22 protein-coding genes are annotated in these 23,401 nt (G+C 24.3%); 6 read left to right on the forward strand and 16 right to left on the reverse strand.

Annotation, left to right across the window (positions count from 1 at the left end; all coding sequences use genetic code 11):
• Window positions 1-215: 215 nt before the first annotated feature.
• The 5 genes from AC4FQ1_RS05960 to AC4FQ1_RS05980 all read right to left on the reverse strand — a co-directional run bounded on the left by AC4FQ1_RS05960 (window position 216) and on the right by AC4FQ1_RS05980 (window position 3,347).
• A complete protein-coding gene (locus AC4FQ1_RS05960) occupies window positions 216-338 on the reverse strand; it encodes a hypothetical protein (protein WP_491169209.1) in 123 nt (40 codons plus the stop codon).
• 83 nt (window positions 339-421) lie between these two features.
• Window positions 422-1,792, reverse strand: a complete 1,371-nt coding sequence (locus AC4FQ1_RS05965; protein WP_491169210.1) for a replicative DNA helicase — start codon at window positions 1,790-1,792, stop codon at window positions 422-424.
• A 29-nt stretch (window positions 1,793-1,821) separates the two neighbouring features.
• Entirely contained in the window at window positions 1,822-2,589 is a 768-nt protein-coding gene (locus tag AC4FQ1_RS05970) for an LvrA C-terminal domain-related protein (protein ID WP_491169211.1), read from the reverse strand.
• Window positions 2,590-2,744: 155 nt separating this feature from the next.
• Window positions 2,745-2,975 (reverse strand): helix-turn-helix domain-containing protein, encoded by a 231-nt coding sequence (locus AC4FQ1_RS05975; RefSeq protein ID WP_491169212.1) that lies wholly within the window; start codon window positions 2,973-2,975, stop codon window positions 2,745-2,747.
• A gap of 171 nt (window positions 2,976-3,146) precedes the next feature.
• Window positions 3,147-3,347 (reverse strand): helix-turn-helix domain-containing protein, encoded by a 201-nt coding sequence (locus tag AC4FQ1_RS05980; RefSeq protein WP_491169213.1) that lies wholly within the window; start codon window positions 3,345-3,347, stop codon window positions 3,147-3,149.
• Between the two features lie 155 nt (window positions 3,348-3,502).
• On the opposite strand from AC4FQ1_RS05980, the gene AC4FQ1_RS05985 reads away from it, so the two are divergent.
• The 3 genes from AC4FQ1_RS05985 to AC4FQ1_RS05995 all read left to right on the forward strand — a co-directional run bounded on the left by AC4FQ1_RS05985 (window position 3,503) and on the right by AC4FQ1_RS05995 (window position 6,193).
• Complete coding sequence (locus AC4FQ1_RS05985) at window positions 3,503-4,117, forward strand: helix-turn-helix domain-containing protein (protein WP_491169214.1); 615 nt, start codon at window positions 3,503-3,505, stop codon at window positions 4,115-4,117.
• A 455-nt stretch (window positions 4,118-4,572) separates the two neighbouring features.
• Complete coding sequence (locus AC4FQ1_RS05990; protein ID WP_491169215.1) at window positions 4,573-5,757, forward strand: tyrosine-type recombinase/integrase; 1,185 nt, start codon at window positions 4,573-4,575, stop codon at window positions 5,755-5,757.
• Window positions 5,758-6,100: 343 nt separating this feature from the next.
• The gene (locus tag AC4FQ1_RS05995) at window positions 6,101-6,193 is read left to right on the forward strand and encodes a BhlA/UviB family holin-like peptide (protein ID WP_491169216.1); all 93 of its coding nucleotides are present in this window, start codon (window positions 6,101-6,103) and stop codon (window positions 6,191-6,193) included.
• Between the two features lie 7 nt (window positions 6,194-6,200).
• On the opposite strand, the gene AC4FQ1_RS06000 is transcribed toward AC4FQ1_RS05995, so the two are convergent.
• The 6 genes from AC4FQ1_RS06000 to AC4FQ1_RS06025 form a co-directional block, all read right to left on the reverse strand.
• Window positions 6,201-6,407, reverse strand: a complete 207-nt coding sequence (locus AC4FQ1_RS06000) for a hypothetical protein (protein WP_491169217.1) — start codon at window positions 6,405-6,407, stop codon at window positions 6,201-6,203.
• Between the two features lie 109 nt (window positions 6,408-6,516).
• The gene (locus AC4FQ1_RS06005) at window positions 6,517-6,981 is read right to left on the reverse strand and encodes a hypothetical protein (RefSeq protein WP_491169218.1); all 465 of its coding nucleotides are present in this window, start codon (window positions 6,979-6,981) and stop codon (window positions 6,517-6,519) included.
• A 513-nt stretch (window positions 6,982-7,494) separates the two neighbouring features.
• Window positions 7,495-7,821, reverse strand: coding sequence for a bacteriocin immunity family protein (locus AC4FQ1_RS06010; protein WP_491169219.1), 327 nt, complete (start codon window positions 7,819-7,821; stop codon window positions 7,495-7,497).
• 43 nt (window positions 7,822-7,864) lie between these two features.
• Complete coding sequence (locus AC4FQ1_RS06015; RefSeq protein ID WP_491169220.1) at window positions 7,865-9,316, reverse strand: aminoacyl-histidine dipeptidase; 1,452 nt, start codon at window positions 9,314-9,316, stop codon at window positions 7,865-7,867.
• A 214-nt stretch (window positions 9,317-9,530) separates the two neighbouring features.
• Window positions 9,531-10,094, reverse strand: a complete 564-nt coding sequence (locus tag AC4FQ1_RS06020) for a chromate transporter (RefSeq protein ID WP_491169221.1) — start codon at window positions 10,092-10,094, stop codon at window positions 9,531-9,533.
• Window positions 10,081-10,632, reverse strand: coding sequence for a chromate transporter (locus AC4FQ1_RS06025; RefSeq protein WP_491169222.1), 552 nt, complete (start codon window positions 10,630-10,632; stop codon window positions 10,081-10,083). Before AC4FQ1_RS06025 ends, AC4FQ1_RS06020 begins: the two co-directional genes overlap by 14 nt.
• Window positions 10,633-11,345: 713 nt before the next feature.
• Here AC4FQ1_RS06025 and uhpT point away from each other — a divergent pair.
• Window positions 11,346-12,752 carry a hexose-6-phosphate:phosphate antiporter UhpT gene (gene uhpT / locus AC4FQ1_RS06030; RefSeq protein WP_303129381.1) on the forward strand — a complete coding sequence of 469 codons (1,407 nt, stop codon included), beginning with the start codon at window positions 11,346-11,348 and terminating at the stop codon, window positions 12,750-12,752.
• A 289-nt stretch (window positions 12,753-13,041) separates the two neighbouring features.
• Here uhpT and AC4FQ1_RS06035 read toward each other — a convergent pair whose 3' ends face one another.
• From AC4FQ1_RS06035 to AC4FQ1_RS06050, 4 genes are all read right to left on the reverse strand, one after another.
• Complete coding sequence (locus tag AC4FQ1_RS06035; RefSeq protein ID WP_303129380.1) at window positions 13,042-13,383, reverse strand: zinc ribbon domain-containing protein YjdM; 342 nt, start codon at window positions 13,381-13,383, stop codon at window positions 13,042-13,044.
• A 319-nt stretch (window positions 13,384-13,702) separates the two neighbouring features.
• Window positions 13,703-15,430, reverse strand: a complete 1,728-nt coding sequence (locus AC4FQ1_RS06040; protein ID WP_491169223.1) for an MFS transporter — start codon at window positions 15,428-15,430, stop codon at window positions 13,703-13,705.
• A 380-nt stretch (window positions 15,431-15,810) separates the two neighbouring features.
• Window positions 15,811-18,918: a DEAD/DEAH box helicase gene (locus AC4FQ1_RS06045; RefSeq protein WP_491169224.1), complete on the reverse strand. Its 3,108-nt coding sequence runs from the start codon at window positions 18,916-18,918 to the stop codon at window positions 15,811-15,813.
• 192 nt (window positions 18,919-19,110) lie between these two features.
• A complete protein-coding gene (locus tag AC4FQ1_RS06050) occupies window positions 19,111-19,707 on the reverse strand; it encodes a lytic transglycosylase domain-containing protein (protein WP_491169225.1) in 597 nt (198 codons plus the stop codon).
• 405 nt (window positions 19,708-20,112) lie between these two features.
• On the opposite strand from AC4FQ1_RS06050, the gene fliB reads away from it, so the two are divergent.
• Complete coding sequence (gene fliB, locus AC4FQ1_RS06055) at window positions 20,113-21,249, forward strand: flagellin lysine-N-methylase (protein WP_491169226.1); 1,137 nt, start codon at window positions 20,113-20,115, stop codon at window positions 21,247-21,249.
• A 134-nt stretch (window positions 21,250-21,383) separates the two neighbouring features.
• On the opposite strand, the gene AC4FQ1_RS06060 is transcribed toward fliB, so the two are convergent.
• The gene (locus AC4FQ1_RS06060) at window positions 21,384-22,310 is read right to left on the reverse strand and encodes a hypothetical protein (RefSeq protein ID WP_491169227.1); all 927 of its coding nucleotides are present in this window, start codon (window positions 22,308-22,310) and stop codon (window positions 21,384-21,386) included.
• 379 nt (window positions 22,311-22,689) lie between these two features.
• On the opposite strand from AC4FQ1_RS06060, the gene AC4FQ1_RS06065 reads away from it, so the two are divergent.
• Window positions 22,690-23,295, forward strand: a complete 606-nt coding sequence (locus AC4FQ1_RS06065; RefSeq protein ID WP_491169228.1) for an ECF transporter S component — start codon at window positions 22,690-22,692, stop codon at window positions 23,293-23,295.
• The last annotated feature ends 106 nt before the right edge of the window (window positions 23,296-23,401 follow it).

The raw sequence follows: 23,401 nt of genomic DNA on the forward strand, positions 1-23,401 counted from the left end.
TTTTCTATATCTTCAACCTCTGTATTTTGAATATGTTTATATTCATTTTCTATTATATTTTTAAATAATTTAACTTGATCTTTAACTTTCACTTTAAAATTCTCCAATCTTTCTTATGTTTTCCTATTGATTTCATTGGAGCTATAGTGATATCCTTAATTTGCGAGATTGAAGGGTATCACTACAACCCTTATAGGCTGATGTATGTATTTACATTAGTCTTTTTTATTTATTGGCTTAACTTCCCCTAAGATTATAAGTCCAACTAATACCTTTGTTCCTTTATCTGATTTCTTATATAATTTTGATATTTTTATCACTCTTTCTTTTAATTCCATTTTGAAAATTCTCCATTCCTTTTTATTATGTTGATGCGAATTTTCCTTGTTTCTACAATATTTTTTAAAGACAATTAACATTTCTAACACCAATTACTTATCCTATATACACTAGCATTCCATCTTACAGGAACTATTGCCTTACCACTAGCTCTACTTTTTTTAATTAAAATATCCATACATTCTGGGTTTTTATCTGGATTGGTACTGTTGTAATCAATATTACTTTCATTTTCACGTCTTAAGCTTTCTCTAACTAACTTATTATCTAATTCAACATTTCTATACAAACCAAAAACAATATCACTATCTCTATATATTGCTGCACCTCCTGCTATATCATTTACTGCAACCTTATCCCAAACAGGAATATTCTTATTATTCATTTTACTAGCCTGTTCTTGCTTTCCTTGTGCTAGTATTACTATAGGCTTGTCTATTCTTTTTGCAAGTTTTTTAAGCAACCTAGTACATTCTGCTATTCTTACATATTCATCTTTGTTATATCCCATTATGTTAATTAAATTAATATAATCAATAAATATAATATCTATACTATTTCTCATAACTTCAATTTGAATTTTACTTATTATATTCATAAGATCATCTTCCTCTGAAATAACTAAACTCTTATTTGTTGATAAAGTGGAATTACATCTTATAACATTATCTATTTCTTTATCTTCTAATTTACCGCTTTTTAGCCTTTTAAAAGGTATATCTGTAACACTTGATATAATTCTATCTCTAATCTGTTCTTTAGGCATTTCTAAGCTAAAAAATAACACTCTTTTCCTTTGCCTTATACTATTTAATGTTATACAAGTTGCTAAAGCAGTTTTTCCAACTCCACTAAACGCAAATATAGTGACTAAATCTCCACCACTAAAACCACCTATTTCTCTATCAATACCCATCAATCCAGTTCTTATTGCAACTATTTCTCCATTCATTCTCTTTTCTAATACTTGTAAGTATTCCTCTTCCTGATTCTCTGATGTTTCTTTTAATGTTTTATCTTCTATTAAGTTTGTTAATAATGAAGTAGCTCCTTGCTGAACATCTTCTACACTTTTACCTATGTTAGCATTTATATACTTTGCAACATCAACTAATTTTCTTTTTCTACTGTACTCTTTCAATAACTCTATATAACTTGTTATATTTGCAGTTGTTGGTACTGAACAACTTAAATCTGTAACATAAGTTATTCCATTAGCCTTTTCTATCTCATTATTATCTTTTAATTTCTCTAGTACCATAACTAAATCTATTGTTCCTTTTTCTTTAAAAACATTTAATATAGCTCTAAAGATAACCTGATTATATGTTTTATAAAAATCATCTGCTTTAACATTTTCTTCTCTAACTACTAAGCAACTTTCTTCATTGATCATCATAGCTCCTAAAACTGTTGATTCTATATCTTCGCTATATAATAATCCAACTTCCATATTCCTTCCCCTCCTTTTACTCTTTTGTATTAAAATTCCCCTTTCTCATACATTTCCTTCATTATTTCATCTACATAATCAATATTACGATTTACTTCCTTTGGTTTTATATCATTATAGTTACTATCTAAGTAATCAGCATATCTACCATTAAAGAATGTAGAACCCATTAAAATAAACTTTTTATCTGTTCCTTGAACCTCTTTACTATATCTCTCAATACATCTTGCTAATTCTTCCTTACTATATTTACTTAATAGCTTCTTTATCTTTTCAAAAGCTTTCTTCTTATCTGTCTTTCTAGGGTATAATTTCCATAACTCTTCAATATCATTTGAACTATATATATTATTAGATTTTATATTTAGATTATTATATATAGATGATTGTATCCTTTTCTGTTCCAAATTCTGTTCCGAATTCTGTTCCTCAATATCACCTAAGCTATTGATTTTACTAGATTTATTTTGTTCCAAATTCTGTTCCTTTTTCTGTTCTAAATTCTGTTCCAAAAATCTAGTTAAAAAATACTTACTCTGTGTACCTTTTCTACCTTTAACTTTCTGTTCTATATATCCGTCTTTGATAAGAATTTTTATAGAATTAACCATTACTTTATGACTTAACCCTAATCTTTTTTCCCAACTGACATAATCAAACCTGCATTCTCCTATTTTTAACCCTTCATATTCTGACCCTGTACTATTTACACGCCTTTCAAACTCTTCATACACTAAATATATGTGTGTTTTCTTATAAGCATATTTATCATAAATTTCACGTTCTATATTGTTCATTAGCCACCTCACTCACCTCCATAACCAAATAAAGGATTACTTAATTAAATATTGTTTTAAAGACCCTCAACCCCTTCCAATCAGGCTCTTTATTCAATTCTATACATAACTCTATATACTTCTTAAATAGCTTAAAATCCATTTCAAACACCTCTCTATAATATATCTCCTATATGTTCTTCTAAAAAATCATCCAGCTTAGATAATACAAATCTTATATCTCTTCCAAATCTTAATACTGGAGCTCCTTCAATATGAGCTATCCTTCTTGCTTTAGCTTCTGAAATATCTAATATCTCTGAAAGCTCTTTAACATTACAAGTTTTCTTCTTAACTCTTTCTCTGTACTCTTGAATAGTTATTGGTTGTTTTTCAACTTCATCCATCTTTCTCCCTCCAATTATTTAATATCTTTAGCAACTTATTGCTATACTTTAAGACTAAAATACTAATAGAGTTTAGCTCGTCTTAATTAATTGTTAGATGTGTTTTCTAATATTGGTTAAATCAACTTTTAAATAATTTAATTTTAGATATCGTTTAAACCAACATCTGAATTATTCTTCTTCTGAAAAGAATAGCTCTTGTACTGTTGTATCTAGTGCTGCTGCTAACTTTTTAAGAGTTGATACTTTAACATTATCAATGCCATGTTTCTCTATTTTAGTTATGCTTGTTATTCCAACACCAGATATCTCAGATAATTTTCTTTGATTTAAATTTTTTTTAATTCTAGCAATCTTTATTTTTCTATTCATATTTACCACCTTTGTAAAATAAATTACACATTTGTGTTATTACAACTTGATTATAATACCACATTTGTATAATTTCAATACTTTTTTTTATTTTACACGAAAAAAGTTTTACATTTGTGTGATTAAGGCTATAATTATAAATAGGAGGTGTTTATATGAGCTTAGGAAATACTATAAAGAGTTTAAGAACTTCAAAAAAATTAACACAATACGAACTTGCACAAAAAGCTAATATTTCAAAAAACGCTCTATGGAACTATGAAAATGATAAAAGAGAACCACGTATAGAAGTATTAGAAAAAATAGCCTTTGCACTTGATGTTAGTATAAATGACTTGTTATGGCCAACGGACACTGATAAATCTAATAAAGTTAAAGAATTTCAAGATATTATAGAGAAAGCTTTTGGCAACACATCAATTAACTTATTGTTAAATACTGTTGGATCTCTAAATAATAATGGTATTAATAAAGTTATAAATTATGCTAAGGATTTATCTGAAATGCCTAAATACCAAAAACAAATATGGGAAGATGAAGGAAAAGAACATCTTATGACTATTGCTTGTCATAATGATAATTTATCAGATGAACAAAAAGAAAATATGAATAATATAATTGATGATTTTTTCAAAAGAAAAAAAGAGAAAACTATAGATTATAACAGCTTTAATACTATAGCAGCACACAATGACAATCTTACTGATGAAGAAATATTTGAAGTAGATAAAAGAATATTAGAAGATGTCAATAAACATAAAAATAAATAAACATTTGCCCCAGTCCAATTTAAGATTGGGCGTTATGCTCCTAGAGCATAGTGAATTTACTGAACGTAATTTTGCGTTGACCTAATGGTTTAAAGACACTGAGGTAGCAAAATGCTTTAGGATCGGTAATTTTTCGCTGTCCTTTGGTAAGGAGAATTTCCACTTTGCCTATAAAAAAATTATTTAGGTAAACGTAAAATTTCGTTGAGCTAATGGAGTAACATTTTGTTACTCCATACTGCTACTAATTATGTTTTATAAAATTATATATACTTTTAATATTCTGCAACTTATTGAAGAAAGGTTTTATATTAAGGTGGTAACGAAATGCTACACCCTTTCAGTTATTCCCCATCTTGTTGGGGAAATATATTGTAGTGTTATATATAACTTATCACTACATAATTATATAGTTATTTAAAATAACTACTTTAACAAAGAATTGAGGTGATATTATGGCAAAGAGAGCAAATGGAGAAGGTTCTTCTGGTTGGGTTACTAAAAAAGGTATTAAATATTGGAGAATTTCAATAACAACTGGATATGATCCTTTGACAGGTAAACAATTAAGAAAAGATATTTACGGAAAAACTCAAAAAGAAGCTAAAGAAAAACTTAAAGAGTTCCAGGATAAACATGTAATAGGCAGTGATAATTCTACTCTTGGTAACTTCTTTCATGATTGGTTATGGAATATAAAAAGACAACAATTAAAAGCCTCTACATTTGAAAGATGGGAAGGTATATATAGAAACTATATAAAGGCTAATAAAAAGCTAAATGACGCCAAATTAATCAATATAGATACCTTATATCTTCAAAAAATAACTAACAAACTACTAGAAAACAATAAACATACTGTATCACAAATACAAACTTTAAATAGATGTTTAAGTACTTGCTTTAAATATGCAGTAGTTATAAATAAAATTAAATCTAATCCATGTGAAGGTATAGTTTATCCTAAAAACCATGATGTTATAGAAGAAAAGATTAACTATATCACAGAAGAGGAACAAAAAGCCTTAATTAAAGCTCTACAAGGCGATAAACTAGAAGGAATAATATTACTAGGCTTAATGTGTGGTTTACGTTTAGGCGAGGCTATGGCTCTACAAATTAAAGATATAGACTTTGAGAATAGATTAATAAAAATAAATAAGTCAGTTAAATTAGTATGGACTGGGGAACGTGGAAAAGATGGTAAAAAGAAATATGAAAATAGAGTTACTATTCCTAAAACTAAAAAAAGTATTAGAGAAGTTCCTTTTCCTTCTATGCTTGTACCAATACTTAAAGGACTAATTAAAAAAAATAAAGAAAATAAACTTAAATATGGAGAGGTTTATTTTGATAATAAACTAATATTCTGTAAGGATCATGGAGATTATTTAGATAATAAACAACCTAATAGGCGTTTAAAATCTGCTTTAGAAAGAGCTGGTATAAACGCTGATATTCATTACCATAGTTTAAGACATATATTTATAACTAACTGTATAAGTAATGATATTAACTTAAAAACTGTTATGGATTGGGTAGGTCATACAGAAGTATCAACAACAATGAATATCTATGCTGAAATTAATAAGAGTAAAAACATGAAAGAATACGATAAAATCAACGTTATGTTTAATTAAAAGTTCCCACTATTTTTCCCACTATTAAAGTGGAAACTTTTTTTATACCTATAATAACTAAATACGCTTTAACCTTTATATTATCTATGTTTTACTACTTACTATAAATTAGTGAAAATCCCCTCTCTCGATTCCCACTGGTGGCACCAAATAAAACTTTAGAACTCGCAAAACCTTGAAAAAACTTATGTTTAAGGTTTTGTGAGTTTCTTTTTTTAAAAGTTTAGATACCTAAATATTTGCCTTGTTTTTCTAATAGTATTTATAAACTTAACTTTTTTAATTTACATAATATTATATTTATTATTTATATACATAAAATATAATTTTTAGGAGTAGATTTATGGATAAACAATTATTTGAATTTATAGTTAGCCAAGGAAGTTTTGCTATACTATTTTTATACTTATTATTTTATGTTTTTAAATTAAATTAAATTATTATTAATTCCAATTATCATATACTATTGTATTAGTGGAACTCGTAGCTACTCCTGTGTTAATGGAGTGACCTTCAAGGTCACGTACATACTGTCCTTTCCCACTAATTGTAATATAAGCTTTTTTTATTTTCAAATTCTGTTTCATACTATCTCCTGTTCTAGCATCATCTGCTGGGACAACCATACATCCAGTGTCCAAACTATCCATAGCACCTCCATTAGGAGAATATATTCTCGCTTTACCATCAATTTTAAAATGATAACTTGCATTCGAATTATAAAATCATCATGTAATATTTCGTAATTAAAATGTTTTATTAAGTTATATGAAATTTATTTTTTATTACTAGGAAAATTTGAAAAATTATTATTAGTATACAGATAATTAAATATTTATCTTTAATATTTTTTTCCCAAATATAAGTATGCATTAATTTTATATAACCATATGAAGGATACCACTCTTTTACATCTAAAAATTTATTACCATTTTTATCTGTTATAATATTCCCGTATAAATCAAAATCTATATAAGTTGGATTTCCATTTTTAAAAGTAGTTAGTTCATCATATAATGTATTTCCAATAAGACTATTTTCGTAGAATTTATAGCGATAATACTCATAGCTACTTACAAATCCATCCATAGAGTCAAAACGAAATTGAATTTTATCTAAAGTAGAATTGTTTTCTTCTTTATGAATTTTATACGGTATAAATGGAATTATAAAAACGATAATAATTAATATAAGATTAAATAAAACAAAAATATTTTTTTTCATAAATTTATATCTCCAATAAAACATAATACACCTAACATTAATATTCCATAAGTTAAAGTTATATCCTTTTTTATTTTGAAATTATATAAAAAAGATATAAATTTCAAGATTACCTCAAAAAATTATTTCATTTAAAGAGCAAACTAAATTACTTTCTTATAAACAAGTAGTAGATTTTACTTTGAATACTTTATTTAATAATTCAATTAACTTGCTCGTAATAGGAAAGATATTAAAATTAAACTAACTTATTATAAAATAATTATTTTATAAACCCCTTAGCTAAAAAGAATATAATTAAAATTTAACTCTATTTGAAGTATATTATTAAAAGTAGTGCAACGGTAGTACAACCTAAATCATTTTTATAAAAATAAATTTAATTTTCATCTTATTTAAATCAATTCTAATTTTAAACATACTTCTAATTTTTAAAAATTAGAGTTTATTATTAAATATTTCTTTATTAGTTTTAAAAATTATGAAAAGTAATAGTCTATTAAAGTAAATTCTCTACTTAAAATAAAAGCTAGTTGATGCCAAGCCAATCCCTAAATTCTTTTCAAATAATCCAGTTGTAGAAATATCCATATAAAGCTTACTAACTTCTGAACTAAGTTTTTCTTTATATTTAAACTTACAAACAGCTAATTGTCGTAGACCTTCTGCTAACTTCATTGTTTGCTTTTTGAAATCTTTTCCACTTTCAACTGCATCTTTAAATTCAATTAGTTTAATACGTTCATCTTCATTAGTTTGTGCATCTAAAATTAAATCATAAACTCTTGACAATAAAATATTTTGTTCTTCTATTCTTTTTTCTTTTTTTCTCAATTCCATTACCCACTTTCTTTTAAAATATTTATATAAATATGTTTATTTATTATTTCATATTTTTTAATAACTGAATTAAAAATTTATAATACTTTTCTACTGATTCTATTTTTAAATGTTCATTTGGTGTATGTACATCAAATATATCTGGACCTAAGCTTATAATTTCTATATCTGAACCCATCTTTTCTTTGAATACTCCACATTCAAGTCCAGCATGTAAAGCTGTTATTTTTGGTTCAACACCAAATAAATCATGATAAGTTTTAATGCTTAAATCTTTTATTTTTGAATTTGCTTCATATTCCCATTCTGGATAATCTCCTTTTTTTATTACAGACAATCCCATTATATTACAAAGAGCTTCCACCCTGTCTACAATCTCTATCTTTTTACTTTTAACTGAACTTCTTATATCAACAACAAAATTAATTTTATCTTCTAAAAGTTCTAATATTCCAATATTCAAGCTACTTTCTACTAAGCCATGAATATCTTTACTCATAGATTGAACCCCATCAGGAATTAAAATTAAGAATTTAATTAAATTTTCTGTTATTTTTTTAGTTAACTGTTTATTTAATTTTTCTGAATCCTCAATAATAATTTTAATATTTGGTTCCTCTACTTTATACTCATGCTTTAAATCTTTTTCAAAATTAAAGCAAAGTTCTTTAACTTTTTCTATATTTTCTTTATTAACACTAATTATAACTTTGCAATTTTTAGGTATTGCATTAGATTTTGAACCACCATTAATTGATACAATATTAAAATCAACTTCTTTATTTAAATTATATAAAAGTCTTCCCATTAACTTATTAGCATTTCCTCTTTGCTTGTGAACTTCCATTCCAGAATGACCACCCTTAAGACCTGTAATCTCTAATTTTATAGCCTCTCCTGAAAAATTCTCAAATTCTGTATTCATTTCTGGATAAAGCATAATTCCTCCAGCACAACCTAATATAAATACTCCTTCTTCTTCGGCATCTATATTCAAAATAATTTTACCATTTAGTACTGATGTATCTAAATTATTAGCCCCACCCATAACTGTTTCTTCCTCTGTAGTTGCTACAAATTCTATTGATGGATGTTCTATAGTATCTGAATCTAATATAGCTAAACCATATGCTATTGCCATACCATCATCTGCTCCTAAGGTAGTTCCTGTTGCATAAACAAATTTATCATCAACAATTCTTAATTGTAGTGGATCTTTTTTAAAATCATGCTTAATATCACTTAACTTTTCACATACCATGTCCATATGACCTTGTATTATAACTCCTGGTATATTTTCATACCCTTTTGTGGCAGGCTTTTTAATTATTACATTTAATGCATCATCTTGAATAACTTCAAGATTTCTATCCATTGCAAACTTAACAAGATAATCACTAATCTCTTTTTCATTACCAGAATCATGTGGTATTCTAGTTATATCCTCAAAAAATTCAAATACTTTTTTAGGTTCTAGTCTCTCTAATACTCTCATTCCTACTCTCCTTAAACTGCTTATATTTAAGTATTTATAACTTATTACTATATATAATTGTATTATAAATAATGTAAATTTCACTATAAATAACAAAATATATTACATTATTATTTAATTTTATTTGTTAATTTATTATATCATTTAATAATCTATAAAATTAAAGACTATATCTAAATTTAAATAATAGATATAGTCTTTTTTATTATTTATATTAAAATTTAAATATAATTCCTATAAATGCAGATAATATTATATAAAAAATTGGTGATTTCTTATATTTAGATATTAAAAAATATAAAATTATAGCAAGTGTTAATGCTTTAAAAGATATTATATTTAAAATATTTTTTGTTTCAAAAAATTTATTTATAGTTAATATTGATATTTTTACTATTTCAAAACCAGCTGCAAAAAGTAACCCTGTTGCTGCTGGTCGTAATCCATAAAAACAACTTTTTACAGTTTCATTTTCTTTAAATTTATTTAATACTCTTGCTACAATTAAAATTATTGTTATTGAAGGAACAATAATACCAATTGTTGAAACAATTGCTCCTGTAATTCCATTTGTAGAAAATCCAACATATGATGCCATATTAATTCCCATTGCTCCTGGTACAGATTGAGATATTGCAATCATATTAGCAAGATCTGTATGAGTAAACCAATGGGTTCTATCAGAAATATTATAAAGAAATGGTATAGTGGCTGCTCCACCACCAACAGCAAAAAGACCTACTTTAAAAAATTCAAAAAATATTTTAATTAGTATCATGCTTTTTACCTCCAAACCACTTAATTGCAATTCCACTTATTCCTGAAATTATTATAAATAAAAATGGTGATATATTAGTAAATATAGAAAAACCCGCTACTAATACAAATATAATAAGAGTCTTTATATCAATTACAGAAGTTTTAAGTAACTTTATAGCTGTATTTAATATAAGAACTGCTACACATACTCGTATTCCTGCAAATGCATGTTTTACAAATGGAATATCTGCAAAATTACCAATAAAAGCTGCTATTATTGAAATAAGTATTATTGATGGTGTTACAAAACCAAGAGTTGCAACTATACCACCTAAATTTCCTTTTCTCTTGTGACCTATAAACGTAGCAGTATTTACAGCAATTACTCCAGGTGTACATTGTCCAATAGCATAATAATCTGTAAGTTCTTCGCTCGTAATCCATTTTCTCTTTTCAATTATTTCCTTTTGAAGTATTGGAAATATAGTATATCCACCACCAAAATTCATAAAACCTAATTTAATGAATAGAAAATATAAATCAATTAATTCTTTCATAAAAAAGTCCTTTCTATCTTTCTATTATTATTATTTATCGCCCTTAAAATTTTAATATCATATATTTATTATTATAAAAAGATTTTTTATTATAACTACTATTTAATCAATTTCAAAATTTCTATTAATTTATAATAAAAAATTCTTACTAAAATATTATATATCACTCAAAATAAAATATATAACATTGATTATATATTTTATAATAAGTTTATTATTTAATTATTAAAAGAGCACTAGCTTAGTGCTCAATTTTATTTTCTTATAATAAATACTCCTTAATTTATGCAACATTCAATTTATTCCTTCGAAGAAACCTTTATTTTTTTACAATAAATATTTTGACTAGAAAATATGTAAATCCATAAACTTTAAGAGTATTAATTTAAAATAGTTATAAATACTAATAATCTAAATATATTTCAAAGAAATAACATTTTATTATATTTTCTAAAGAAACCGTTTTTTTATAATTATTTTTTAATACAAACCTTAAATTATAATTAATTTATCATAATTAACTATAATATAATATCAATATTAAATTCACTCATAAACCTCAAAACCAAATGTTACATTTATGAAACATTTTAGAGATTTTTTTGTTTATATTTTATTTTATTATACATCTGTAAATGTTTTCTGAAAACATTTTCCAGGATTTATTACTGTACACTTATTAAAAAAATTAAATTAAGTAAGGAGAGGTCTATATGAACACAATAAGCAAATTTTTTAGTATTAACAAAAAACCTGTTTCTGTTCCAATAGAAGTTCAAAGAAAACAATGGGCAAAACAATTTTTAAAAGCGTTCTTTGTTGTATTTGTTGTTTATGCTTGTATGTATTTAATTAGAAATAACTTCAAAGCAGCACAACCACTTTTAAAAGGACAACTAGGGTATACTACATCTGAACTTGGATACATAGGATTCGGTTTTTCAATTACATATGCAATAGGTAAAACTTTATTAGGATACATAATTGATGGTAGAAATGCAAAACGTATAGTTTCATTTTTATTAGCTATGGCAGCAACTATAGTATTAGTAATAGGACTTTTATTACTTGCTGGTAAGCAACCATCAGGAATTATATTATTACTTTGGGGATTAAGTGGATTTTTACAAGCTCCAGGAGGTCCAGCAGCTTACTCAACTATTTCAAGATGGACTCCAACAATTAAAAGAGGTAGATATTTAGGATTTTGGAATATGTCTCACAATATAGGTGGAGCTGTTGCTGGAATACTTGCTCTATGGGGTGCAAATACTTTCTTCCACGGAAACGTTGCAGGTATGTTTATATTCCCTGCAATAATAGCACTTATAGTTGGTGTTGTCTTAATGTTTGTTGGTAAAGATGAACCTGAAGAATTAGGTTGGAATAGAGCTGAAGAAATATTTGGTGAACCTGTAGATGAAGATAATATCGAAAGTGAATCAATGACTAAATTTGAAATTTTCAAAAAATACGTTTTAAAGAATCCTTGGATTTGGGTACTTTGCGTATCAAATGTTTTCGTATACATAGTACGTATTGGAATAGATAACTGGGCACCACTTTATGTTACTGAACACTTAGGATTTGGAATTGGTGATGCCGTTGATACAATTTTCTATTTTGAAATGGGTGCTCTTTTAGGAAGTATGACTTGGGGATATGTATCTGACCTTTTAAAAGGAAGAAGAGCTGTTCTTGCAGCATTCTTATTAGGAATCACTGCATTTGCTGTACTTGGATATAGATATGCTACTAGCGTTACAATGATAAATGTATCACTATTCTGCTTAGGCGCATTAATATTTGGACCACAACTTCTAATTGGTGTATCAATAGTAGGTTTTACACCAAAGAAAGCAACAACTGTAACTAACGGATTAAGTGGAACATTTGGATATCTTTTTGGTGATTCAACAGCTAAAGTTGCACTTGCAAAAATTGCTGACCCAAAATCATCAGGTATAACAGTATTTGGTACAACTCTTCACGGTTGGAATGATGTTTTCGTTGTATTCTATGCAGCACTTATCATAGGTGTAATATTACTTCTAGTAGTTGCTTATGGTGAAGAAAAGAAAATCAGAAAACTTAGAAGAAAAAAATTAGAATGTAATTAATAAATTAGCTCATAAATAAACCTTTATTTATAAATTAAAAAAGTAGTAGATTAAAATGTTCTCTCAAAATCTTACGCATTTTAACCTACTACTTTCTTTTTTCTTTAAAACAAAATTCATTTAGATATTCTTTTATATTCTTTTATAATATATCATTATATCTACAGTATATAATTCTATCTTCTATCTTATTTTATATAATATTTCTTATATTTAATTTAAACATATAAAACAATTATATAACAAAAAAGCTAGGAATCTTCCTAACCTTTTATATCAATTATTTTAATTATAATTTTTTAACGAATTCTGATTTTAATTGCATAGCGCCAAATCCATCAATTTTGCAATCAATGTTATGGTCTCCTTCAACTAAACGTATATTCTTAACTTTTGTACCTTTTTTAAGTGCTGATGAAGCTCCTTTTACTTTAAGGTCTTTAATTACAGTTACAGAATCTCCGTCATTTAATATGTTTCCATTTGCATCTTTAACAACTAATATATCTTCATTGCTTCCATTATCTGATGATTCATTCCATTCATGAGCACACTCTGGACATACAAACATATTTCCATCTTCATATGTATATTCTGAATTACATTTTGGACAATTTGGTAACTTAAACATAATTTCATCCCCTTTACTTATTATATATAATAATTCCTATTATTTATTAAAAAATATAATAAATACACTATATGCCTATATACTATATCATATTATTTTTTTATTTTCAAATTTTTAGCCATATTTTATTAAATTTTAGCTTTTAAAGTAATTAAGTCTTATTTTCTTCATTTAATATTAAAAATCTTATAATTAAACCTATTGTAATATAAAATAAAAAAGAATTAGGTTATTAACCTAATTCTTTTTTAAATTATTGATTTTAAAATATTTATTAATTTTAATTAATATTTACATAAATAAATTCTAAAATTTAATTTTATTCTACAACTTCATTTTTCTTTTTTAAGAAAAGTGCTACACAAAAACCTATTGCAGCTATTATAGCTAATGTAACAAATAATCCTAAAAAACCATTATTTAATGTTTGTTGGAATGTATTTTGTATAGCTACTTTAGATGCCTCAACTTGATGTATATAGTCATTCTTCATATTGTTAAAAATTACATTTACATCAGCATTTGGTGGAATGTGGCCTACTAAACTTTTTTCTATAGCTGGTCTTGCCTTATCAAACATAAAACTTGAAAATTCTTTCATTACATTTGCTATACTTGTAACATCTGCATTTTGAAAAGAATTTAATATATGTCTTGGTACATCACCACTACCAATTGATTGTAACATACTACCTGTCATACCCTTAATTGGTGGCATAACTTCCATTAACTTTGATGGCATTTTATCTCCTGCAACTGCTATAAAATTAACTAATATATTAGGTGAAATAGCAATACCTAAACTTTTTATTAATGATACTGTTGCTTGAGCTGAACTTGCATCAGTTTTCTTAACATTTACTTGCATTAAATAATTAAGTGGTGTTCCCATTGTTAATCCCATACCTATACCCATCAATATAAGGGCTATAAATAACATTGGAGCACTATTGGTCTTACAAACATTCAATGCTAGTAACAAAGAACTTACTATAGAAAATGTAAATCCAACTAAAAGCACGGCTTTAGCTGAAAACTTATCTATAAATTTTCCACCAATAGGTGCTGCCATACCAGAACAAAGGGCCACTATAGTAATTAAATAACCACCTGATCCTTGAGGTATTCTAAGAACATTTTCTCCAAATTGTGGAATAAAAACTACACTCATCATTCCACAACCTACTACAAAAGCCATTATTAAAGTTATAACTATATTTCTATTTTTAAAGAAATTTAAATTTAATACTGGATCTTCTGCTTTTTTCTCTAAATATATAAATATAGGTAATAATACAACAAATATTATTAAATAAGGATATACCTTTGTTGATGTTATTGAACTATAAAAATCATGGAAATTTAAATTAGTAACTCCATACATAATTCCAAGTATCATTAAAGATAAAATTACACTTCCCTTAACATCAAGCTTTCTATCTGTATATTTAGGTTCTTGTATTTTTACCTTTATTGATATTAATAACACTATTATACATATAGGAACATTTATAAAAAATAATATTCCCCAGTTATCATTACCAAATAAATTTAGTATAGCTGAACCAATTGTAGGTCCAAGTGTTGTTGCTATTCCATAAGTTGCTCCAGTAATACCAAGTGCACTACCTCTTTTTTCCTTTGGAAAACTTTCTCCTATAAATGCTGTTGCAATTGGCATTATTCCACCACCACCAACAGCTTGTATTACTCTAGCCACAATTAAAAATGAATAACTATTTAAGTAATCAGAAATTCCACTTAATGCTGAACCTATACCAAATATAGCTATTGATATTACAAATAATTTTTTCTTTCCATATCTATCAGCTAATTTTCCTGAAATAGGCATAACAACTGCATAAACTAAAGTATATATTGTAATCATCCAAATTGAAACATCCGCACTTACATTTAAAGCATCTGCTATAATTGTTCTTGCTGGTGAAACAATTCCATCGTCCATAGCCCCTATGAATATTCCCAATAAAAACATTACCATAAGTATATTCTGGACTTTTTTACTATATCCATTTTCGTTTTCCATTTTGTACCTCCTGTATATTTATCAATTACTCTTACACTTATATTGTAAAATTATCATATTCAAAAGGCTATGTTAAAACTGTTAGATTTTCTTTAATTTAATTTGTAATTATTATTAATTTTATTTTTATTTTATTTTTATTTATACACTCTTTTAAAATTATGTTCAAATTGTATATAAAAAAATAAGAAATACTTTATATAAATATTTCTTATTTTAAATCATATTTAATTATAATTTTTTAAAATTTACCCTTAAAGTCTTAAAAACACTTGCTTTATAAATGTTATATTTCTTTTTTAAACACGCTTCATTTCATATTGTAAATTACTTCATATTATTAATAATTTATATTATTTTCTAAAATACATAAAATACTATTAATCAAATAACTTCATTATTTCCTCTTCTGTTAATTTCTTAAGCTTTTGTCCATCCATAACTTTTCCATCCATAAGACTTTGAATAAGTTCCTTCTTATCTTCTTGCATAAGCACAATTTTTTCTTCAATAGTATCTTTTGCTACAAGTTTTATTACTTCTACAATATTTTTCTGTCCAAATCTATGGGCCCTATCTGTCGCTTGATCTTCAATGGCTGGATTCCACCAAGGATCAAAATGTATTACTAAATTAGCTGATGTTAAATTTAAACCTACTCCCCCAGCTTTTAATGAAATTAAAAATACTTTTATATCCTTATCTTCATTAAACAATTTAACTCTATCAACTCTTTCCTTTGCCGAAGTTTTTCCATCTAAATATGTATACTTTATTCCTCTTTCTTTAAAATCATATTCTATATTCTTAAGAACAGATGTAAATTGTGAAAATAAAAGTATCTTTTTATTTGATTTTGCATTATCTATTATTTCTTTAACAACTTCAATCTTAGAACTTTTAAAAGAATAATCTTTAATTACAAGGGATGGGTCTAAACATAACTCTCTTAATTTAGTTAAATATGAAAATAAATTTATATCATTAGATTGTTTTATTTTATTTTTTATTTCTTTTACATATGATTTATATATATTCTTTTGTTTACTATTAAGTTCAACTAAGTATTTCTTTTCAACCTTATCAGGAAGCTCATCCAAAACACCTTCTTTTACTCTTCTAAGTACAAATGGTGTTATAAGAGATTTTAATTCTTCTGTATTAGAAGTATTTATAAAACGTTCCCTAAACCTTTCTTTGCTAAATAAATATCCTGGCATAATAAAATCAAATATTGACCAAAGTTCTATTAAATTATTTTCTATTGGAGTTCCAGTTAATGCTATATTACTTTTTGACTTTATATGCTTTACTGTTTCAGTTATTTTAGCAGTAGGATTTTTTATATTTTGAGCTTCATCTATTATAAAGTAATCAAAAGTTATATCTTTATATTTTTCTTCATCATTTTTAAGTGTTCCATATGTAGTTAATATTACATCATAATTTTTATAATTATTTATTATTTTTTCTCTTGTACTTTTGTTGCCATGTACTAACCCAACTTTAATTGTAGGTGCAAATTTTTCAAATTCATCTTGCCAATTATAAATTAATGCAGTTGGAGTAACTACTAAACTTTTTGTCTTTTTTTGAGATAATAAAAATGCTATTATTTGAATTGTTTTTCCAAGTCCCATATCATCTGCAAGTATACAGCCAAAACCTAATGAAGTTACTTCATTTATCCACTTAAATCCATCTTTTTGATAATTTCTAAGGGTTCCATTTAATTTCTTTGGTACAAGTTTTCTTTTATATTCTTTATTTAATAGCTTTTTAACTATTTCCTGAAATATATTACTACCTTTTATAAAAGATAAATTTCTATTTTTTAATTTTTCACTAATATAAATACTTTTATTTTTATCTATGTAAATTTCATTCTCCTTTATATTATCAAAACCTAAATCTTCTATAAGATTTAAAAACTGCACAACCCCAGGGTCTTCTAAATCTAAATAAGAATTTTTTCTTTTATAAAACTTATTTCCATTTCTCATATTGCTTATAGCATCTTTAATTTCTTTTATAGTAAAATCATAAATATTATATTTAAGAGTATAAAAGTTATCAAATTCTTCAAAGCTTGAATGAATCGATGATGAATTTATTAAATTAAAGTCTTCTAAATCCTTTGAAATTTTAACTATTCCAATGTCATTTAACCTTTTAAATCCTATATTTAAAAGATTAAATATATCATCATCAGTTCCTATAAACATAAAATCTTTATCTTTTTTTATAAATTTAAGTTTTTCAAGCTCCATACTTATTAATATTTCTTTTTTATAATCTCTTAAGAAACTATTATCACCTTGATTTTTTATTAAATCAATTATATATCCTGAATAATTAAGTTTTACATTACAATATATTTTTTCTTTTTCTTTATAAAAATAAAAATTAGGCTTAATTAAATTCTTTTTGTATTCTTTTATATTTTCATCTAATACAACATTATTAGTTATATTTTTAAGTTCTTCTAATAATTTATTTAAACTATGTAATGATTTATCATAATATAATTCACTAGATTTAATAAATTTTTTATATAAAGGTATATAAGAATTCAATTGTTTTTCTTTTGGTAAATAAATGTTTCTATCAAATAACATTACATCACCATAATTATTAAGTAAAATAGGAAATTTATTATGATGTCTTAAAATAAATTTATTATCTTTAAGTCTTACTGTTAATGAAACTGGTACATTTATCTTTTTTACCTTAACTTCATAATTTATAAAATTATAATTCAATATTATTTTCTTGTCTTTATGTATTAATTTTAAAAAATCCTTTATCTCATTTTGATATAATTTTAAGCATTTTCCATTTGCTCTATTTTTATTTTTCTTTATAAATTCAATTATTTCTTTGTCTTCTTTTATAAACTCATCTTTATTCTTATTATAGGTAAAAGCCTCATTAAATTTTATATACTCTTTAGTTTCACTTTTTCTTATAAATTCTTTTATGTCTGTTATTAAATGAGTACCTAAAACCCCTATCTTAAATTCACATTGAAATGATTTTATTCCATCATTAACAATACATTTTATTATTATATCTAAAGATAAAAACCTTTTACTTTTTAAACATTTTTCTAAGTTCTCATCTTTTTTACTTACTAATTTTTTTTCTTTATTTTTTATGTTTTTCTTTGCAACACTATAAAATGCAAAAAATGTTCCTACTATATGCTTACAAACATAATTTTTTATCTGTTTTCTATTTTCTTTAAATGTTTCACAAGTACATTTTGTATCAATTATTTTATCTGTTTTATTATTGATTTTTATATGAGTTCTATATATGCTACTTTTATTATCATTTAAAACTTTACCATATATGTGATATATATTATCTATATTTTTTCCTTTTAAATCTTTTATATATGATTCTTTTAATAATTTTTTTCCTTGTGTTCTTGTATATAAAGAGCTTAATCTTATCATCCCTTTTTGCATTATTTCTAAATTCAAATACACCCCACCTCCTTATTCAATAAAGTATTATATCATAATTTATAAATTAAATTTTTAATTTACTTTTTCTTTTAAATAGCTAAAATACCTATTTTAAAATTTATACAAAATCTCTAAATATATTGAAGATAATTTTATTTTTATAAAAAAAGAAAGTCATTACTGACTTTCAATACTTGCTTCAATATATTATTTTTCTTCATTACCATAAATCTTTTTGTACATTTTATATGCCTTATTTACTTTTTCAACATACTCTCTAGTTTCAGGGAAAGGTATATTATGAAGATTATCTCCATCTTTTGAATATTTTTGATCTCTCAGCCAATTGTTAACGTTCCCTCTTCCTCCATTGTATGCTGCAATAACTAAATCCCTATCATTAAACTCCTTAAATAAATCTTTTAAATAAAAACACCCAAATTCTATATTAATTTCTGGATTATATAAATCATTTACCATAAAATTTCTATATCCTATTTTATTTGCAATTTCCTTTCCAGTCTCTTCTGTTATTTGCATTAAGCCAATAGCTCCTACAGATGACTTTGCCTTTTCTTCAAAATTACTTTCAACTTTAATGACTGATAAAACAAATAATGGGTTTAAATTATATTTTTTACTATACTTATTTACTATAGATTCATACTTATAAGGATATTGTAATTTCTCTACCCTATCTTTTATAGAAAATGCAAGCTTTGTCCCGAAAAATAATAGTAAAACAAGTATTGTCAATGATGTTATTCTACGTCTTATTTGCATTTGTCTTCTTTTTTTATTCATACTACCTCCTTTTATATCATTATCTCATTTAATACTTACATTAATATTAAATATTTTATAATTTTAATGTCTATAATCTATAAAAAATTTATAGTCAATCAAATAATTTATTTTAATGCTTTACCTTTATAATAAATTATACATCTATATAAATAAGTTACAACAAACATAATTCTTATTTTATTAAATATTATTATATTATTTTATAAAAATAAATGCTAAAATATTAAAGTATGTCTTAAAACAAACTAAAGATAAAGATGATAATATAAAATATTTAAAAGAGAACCTGTAATCTTATATTAAATTTAGTCAAAACTAATAACTAATTAGAAAATATAATTTGATACATAATTACAATACTTAAATAAATTATATTTTTATCTAAGAAAGATGGTGTTAGTTTTGAAGTTAAATTTCTTTATGCCAAAATATATGGCTAACTTTAAATGTATAGGTCCAAACTGTACTGATACTTGCTGTGCTGGTTGGGATATAAACATAGATGAATATACCTTTAACAAATATGAAAATAGCAAGGATAAACTTAAACTTTTAGTTAAGGATAAATATATACAAAATAAAAAAAGTAATGATTCATTTAATTATGGATTTATGGTTATAGAAAATACAAATAAATGTCCCTTTTTAAATGATAGTATGCTATGTGATATTCACGGAAATTGTGGTGAAGAAAATTTATCAATAACTTGTAGAAGATATCCTAGAGTATTTAATATTATCGATAATATATATGAAAAAAGTGGAATTCCTTCTTGTGAAGAAGTTTGCAAAAAAGCATTTCTAAATAAAGATAAAATGGAATTTATAGAAACATCTGAAATTATAGATGAAAATTCTATTGAAATACGAAGAATGATAGATAGCGAAGCTTTTATTGGAAGTGATAGTCTACTACAATATTTTTGGGATATAAGGGTTATATCTATAAATATTATGCAAAATAGAAACTTTAATATTGAAGAAAGACTTTCTATTCTTAAAAACTTTTATTCTAATCTTGAAAAATTAAGAGATAATAATGATTTTTATAATATAGAAATATTTCTAGAAAATTTAAATGATGAAAATTTTAATTTTAATTCACTAAAAGAAAGTAACTTTAATGAAAATACTGATTTTTATAATTTAATTTTAAGTGATAATTTATTTAATAATGTTATTGGTGTTAAGATAAAATCTTTTTTACAAAAATTAAGAAAAGACATATTAAAAATAGAGAAAGATTTTAAAAATATAAATTTAAATAAAATTAACCTAGATAATTATAACTACATTTTTGAAAATTACTTAGTAAATCAAATTTTTAAAGATATAATACCTTTTAATAAAGGAATGAATTTAGGTGCTAGCATAAAAGTTGTTATAAATACTTATAGAATAATTAAAGCTTATATTTTATGTTCATGTACATATTCTAAAGAATTATTAACAGAACATCATATAATAAAGATTATTCAAGCACTAAGTAAAGATACTGAGCATAATAAAGTTTTTAAAGAAATTTTAGAAAATAGTTAAAAAGAGTAAATACATATTGTATTTACTCTAATTTTTATTGTTATAATTTATTATAATTAATAAAATCATAATTATAACTTATACTACTTATTTAATAAATTATAAACTATTTTTCTGTAATAAACCAACTTTTACTAATAACTTGCTAAATATAAATCTGGTTTGCCTCCATCACCTCTTACAACAACATAGACTTCATTAGTTTTTTCTACTGGTACAAGATATGTAGCTCTTCCATACCCCTCACCACTAGCTACAACTTCATGATATATTCTATTATCTATATTTATCATTCCATTATAATCTAAATTAGTATATCCTGAAGTTAATTTCTTAACTAAACTAATAGCTCTGTCTTTACTATTAGCTTTTTCTGATTCATTATTTTCTTTATTTTTTATAACCTTATTATGGATATTATTATTTTTTTGTTTATTTATGTTTTCTTCATTTTTTACTTCTTTCTCTTTTTTTACTTCCTCTTGCTTTTTTCTTTCTTCCTCTATTTTTCTTTTTTCATTCTGTATTTTATTTAATTCTGAATCAACTTTTACTTTTAAATCTTTAACTTGATTTTTTTGATTTTTACTTAAACTTTCTTTTTCTATATTATTAATCAAACTCTTAGCATTATTAAAATCTTGTTTATTTATTAATTCTTTAATTTTATTTATATTATTCATATTTTCTATTGAATGATTTATTTCAACTTTTAATTTATCAACATCATCTTTAAAATTATTAATTTCCTTGTAATTGTTATTAACTTTATTTATTTCTTCATTAGCTTCCTTTATTTTTTCTTCATTAAATAATTTTTTAGAACACAAATATTCTTCTATCATTTCTTTTTCTTCTAAAACTTTCTTATAATTTGATTTATAATTCAATGCTAAATTAAATTTTTCTAAAGCTTTATCATACTTTCCTTCATCAATAAATTCTGTTCCCTCTTTAAATGCATTACTTGCACTTAAATTATTATAAAATAAATAAGATGCTATTCCTAAAATTATAAAAACAATAATCACACCTATTGATATCTTATATCCTTTTTTCATCTTTTATCCCCCTGTTATATAATCAATTATTTATTAAATTTGCTTTATATAAAATAATGCTCATTTTTAAAACAACCTTCAGTATACAGTATGACTTTTATTAATTCAAATATATTTTTTCATACAGTTCATATTTATTTTACATTTACCTAATATTAGATTATTTCTAACTTAACCTTAAATTCACAAAATAGTTTGATTATTTTTTAACAATATTTTATTGTAATAATAAGTAATACATTATATAATTTTCCTTGTAAATAAAAGTTAAATTTAGTTAGTATACTTTTATTGTAACTAAACTTAATAATGTTTAATTTTTATTTCTTACTAACTTAATAAAATTCAACTTATATCCTATAAGGAATAAGAATGGAGGATGAACATTTTGGAAAAATCACAAGAAAGAAAAAAATTTAAAGCGAGAAAAATTACAATTACCGGTATGTTATCATCATTACTAATAATGTTTGGTATTACAGGTCTAGGTTATATCCCTATACCTATACCACCATTTCATACTACAATAATGCATATACCTGTTATAATAGGTTCTATTTTAGAAGGCCCAATAATAGGTGGCTTTTTAGGTCTTATATTTGGATTAACTAGCATGTTTCAAGCTATAAAATCTCCTACACCAGTTTCTTTTATATTCTTAAATCCATTAGTCTCAGTATTACCAAGAATATTAATTGGAATAACTCCTTGGTTAACTATAAAGTTATTAAAATTCATAAAAAAAAGCTCTTTAAAAATAATTATAGCAACATTTATAGGATCTTTTACTAATACTATAGGTGTTCTTTCCGCAATATATATACTATATTTTTATGAATATATTAGAGTTCTTGGAATAAGTGAATTTGCAGCTAATTCTACATTCATTGCACTAACACTAAATGGATTCGTTTCAGCTGGAATTGCTATTGCAATTTCATTACCTGTTGTATCTTCTATAAAAAAATATAAAAATCGATTTTAATTACTAAAATAAATTTTTATATTTTTTTAAAATTTATTAAACCACCTATTGTTTTATGGTAAATTGATTATATAATTATTTATTTTAATATTTATTAATTTATTTT

It is taken from the genome of Clostridium sp. TJA020 (assembly GCF_058310295.1).

Bases quoted from the DNA above. Each gene is read 5' to 3' on its own strand.
- AC4FQ1_RS05960 (WP_491169209.1), bottom strand. From the start codon at position 338: ATGGAATTAAAAGAAAGAGTGATAAAAATATCAAAATTATATAAGAAA.
- AC4FQ1_RS05965 (WP_491169210.1), bottom strand. From the start codon at position 1,792: ATGGAAGTTGGATTATTATATAGCGAAGATATAGAATCAACAGTTTTA.
- AC4FQ1_RS05970 (WP_491169211.1), bottom strand. From the start codon at position 2,589: ATGAACAATATAGAACGTGAAATTTATGATAAATATGCTTATAAGAAA.
- AC4FQ1_RS05975 (WP_491169212.1), bottom strand. From the start codon at position 2,975: ATGGATGAAGTTGAAAAACAACCAATAACTATTCAAGAGTACAGAGAA.
- AC4FQ1_RS05980 (WP_491169213.1), bottom strand. From the start codon at position 3,347: ATGAATAGAAAAATAAAGATTGCTAGAATTAAAAAAAATTTAAATCAA.
- AC4FQ1_RS05985 (WP_491169214.1), top strand. From the start codon at position 3,503: ATGAGCTTAGGAAATACTATAAAGAGTTTAAGAACTTCAAAAAAATTA.
- AC4FQ1_RS05990 (WP_491169215.1), top strand. From the start codon at position 4,573: ATGGCAAAGAGAGCAAATGGAGAAGGTTCTTCTGGTTGGGTTACTAAA.
- AC4FQ1_RS05995 (WP_491169216.1), top strand. From the start codon at position 6,101: ATGGATAAACAATTATTTGAATTTATAGTTAGCCAAGGAAGTTTTGCT.
- AC4FQ1_RS06000 (WP_491169217.1), bottom strand. From the start codon at position 6,407: ATGGATAGTTTGGACACTGGATGTATGGTTGTCCCAGCAGATGATGCT.
- AC4FQ1_RS06005 (WP_491169218.1), bottom strand. From the start codon at position 6,981: ATGAAAAAAAATATTTTTGTTTTATTTAATCTTATATTAATTATTATC.
- AC4FQ1_RS06010 (WP_491169219.1), bottom strand. From the start codon at position 7,821: ATGGAATTGAGAAAAAAAGAAAAAAGAATAGAAGAACAAAATATTTTA.
- AC4FQ1_RS06015 (WP_491169220.1), bottom strand. From the start codon at position 9,316: ATGAGAGTATTAGAGAGACTAGAACCTAAAAAAGTATTTGAATTTTTT.
- AC4FQ1_RS06020 (WP_491169221.1), bottom strand. From the start codon at position 10,094: ATGATACTAATTAAAATATTTTTTGAATTTTTTAAAGTAGGTCTTTTT.
- AC4FQ1_RS06025 (WP_491169222.1), bottom strand. From the start codon at position 10,632: ATGAAAGAATTAATTGATTTATATTTTCTATTCATTAAATTAGGTTTT.
- uhpT (WP_303129381.1), top strand. From the start codon at position 11,346: ATGAACACAATAAGCAAATTTTTTAGTATTAACAAAAAACCTGTTTCT.
- AC4FQ1_RS06035 (WP_303129380.1), bottom strand. From the start codon at position 13,383: ATGTTTAAGTTACCAAATTGTCCAAAATGTAATTCAGAATATACATAT.
- AC4FQ1_RS06040 (WP_491169223.1), bottom strand. From the start codon at position 15,430: ATGGAAAACGAAAATGGATATAGTAAAAAAGTCCAGAATATACTTATG.
- AC4FQ1_RS06050 (WP_491169225.1), bottom strand. From the start codon at position 19,707: ATGAATAAAAAAAGAAGACAAATGCAAATAAGACGTAGAATAACATCA.
- AC4FQ1_RS06060 (WP_491169227.1), bottom strand. From the start codon at position 22,310: ATGAAAAAAGGATATAAGATATCAATAGGTGTGATTATTGTTTTTATA.
- AC4FQ1_RS06065 (WP_491169228.1), top strand. From the start codon at position 22,690: ATGAACATTTTGGAAAAATCACAAGAAAGAAAAAAATTTAAAGCGAGA.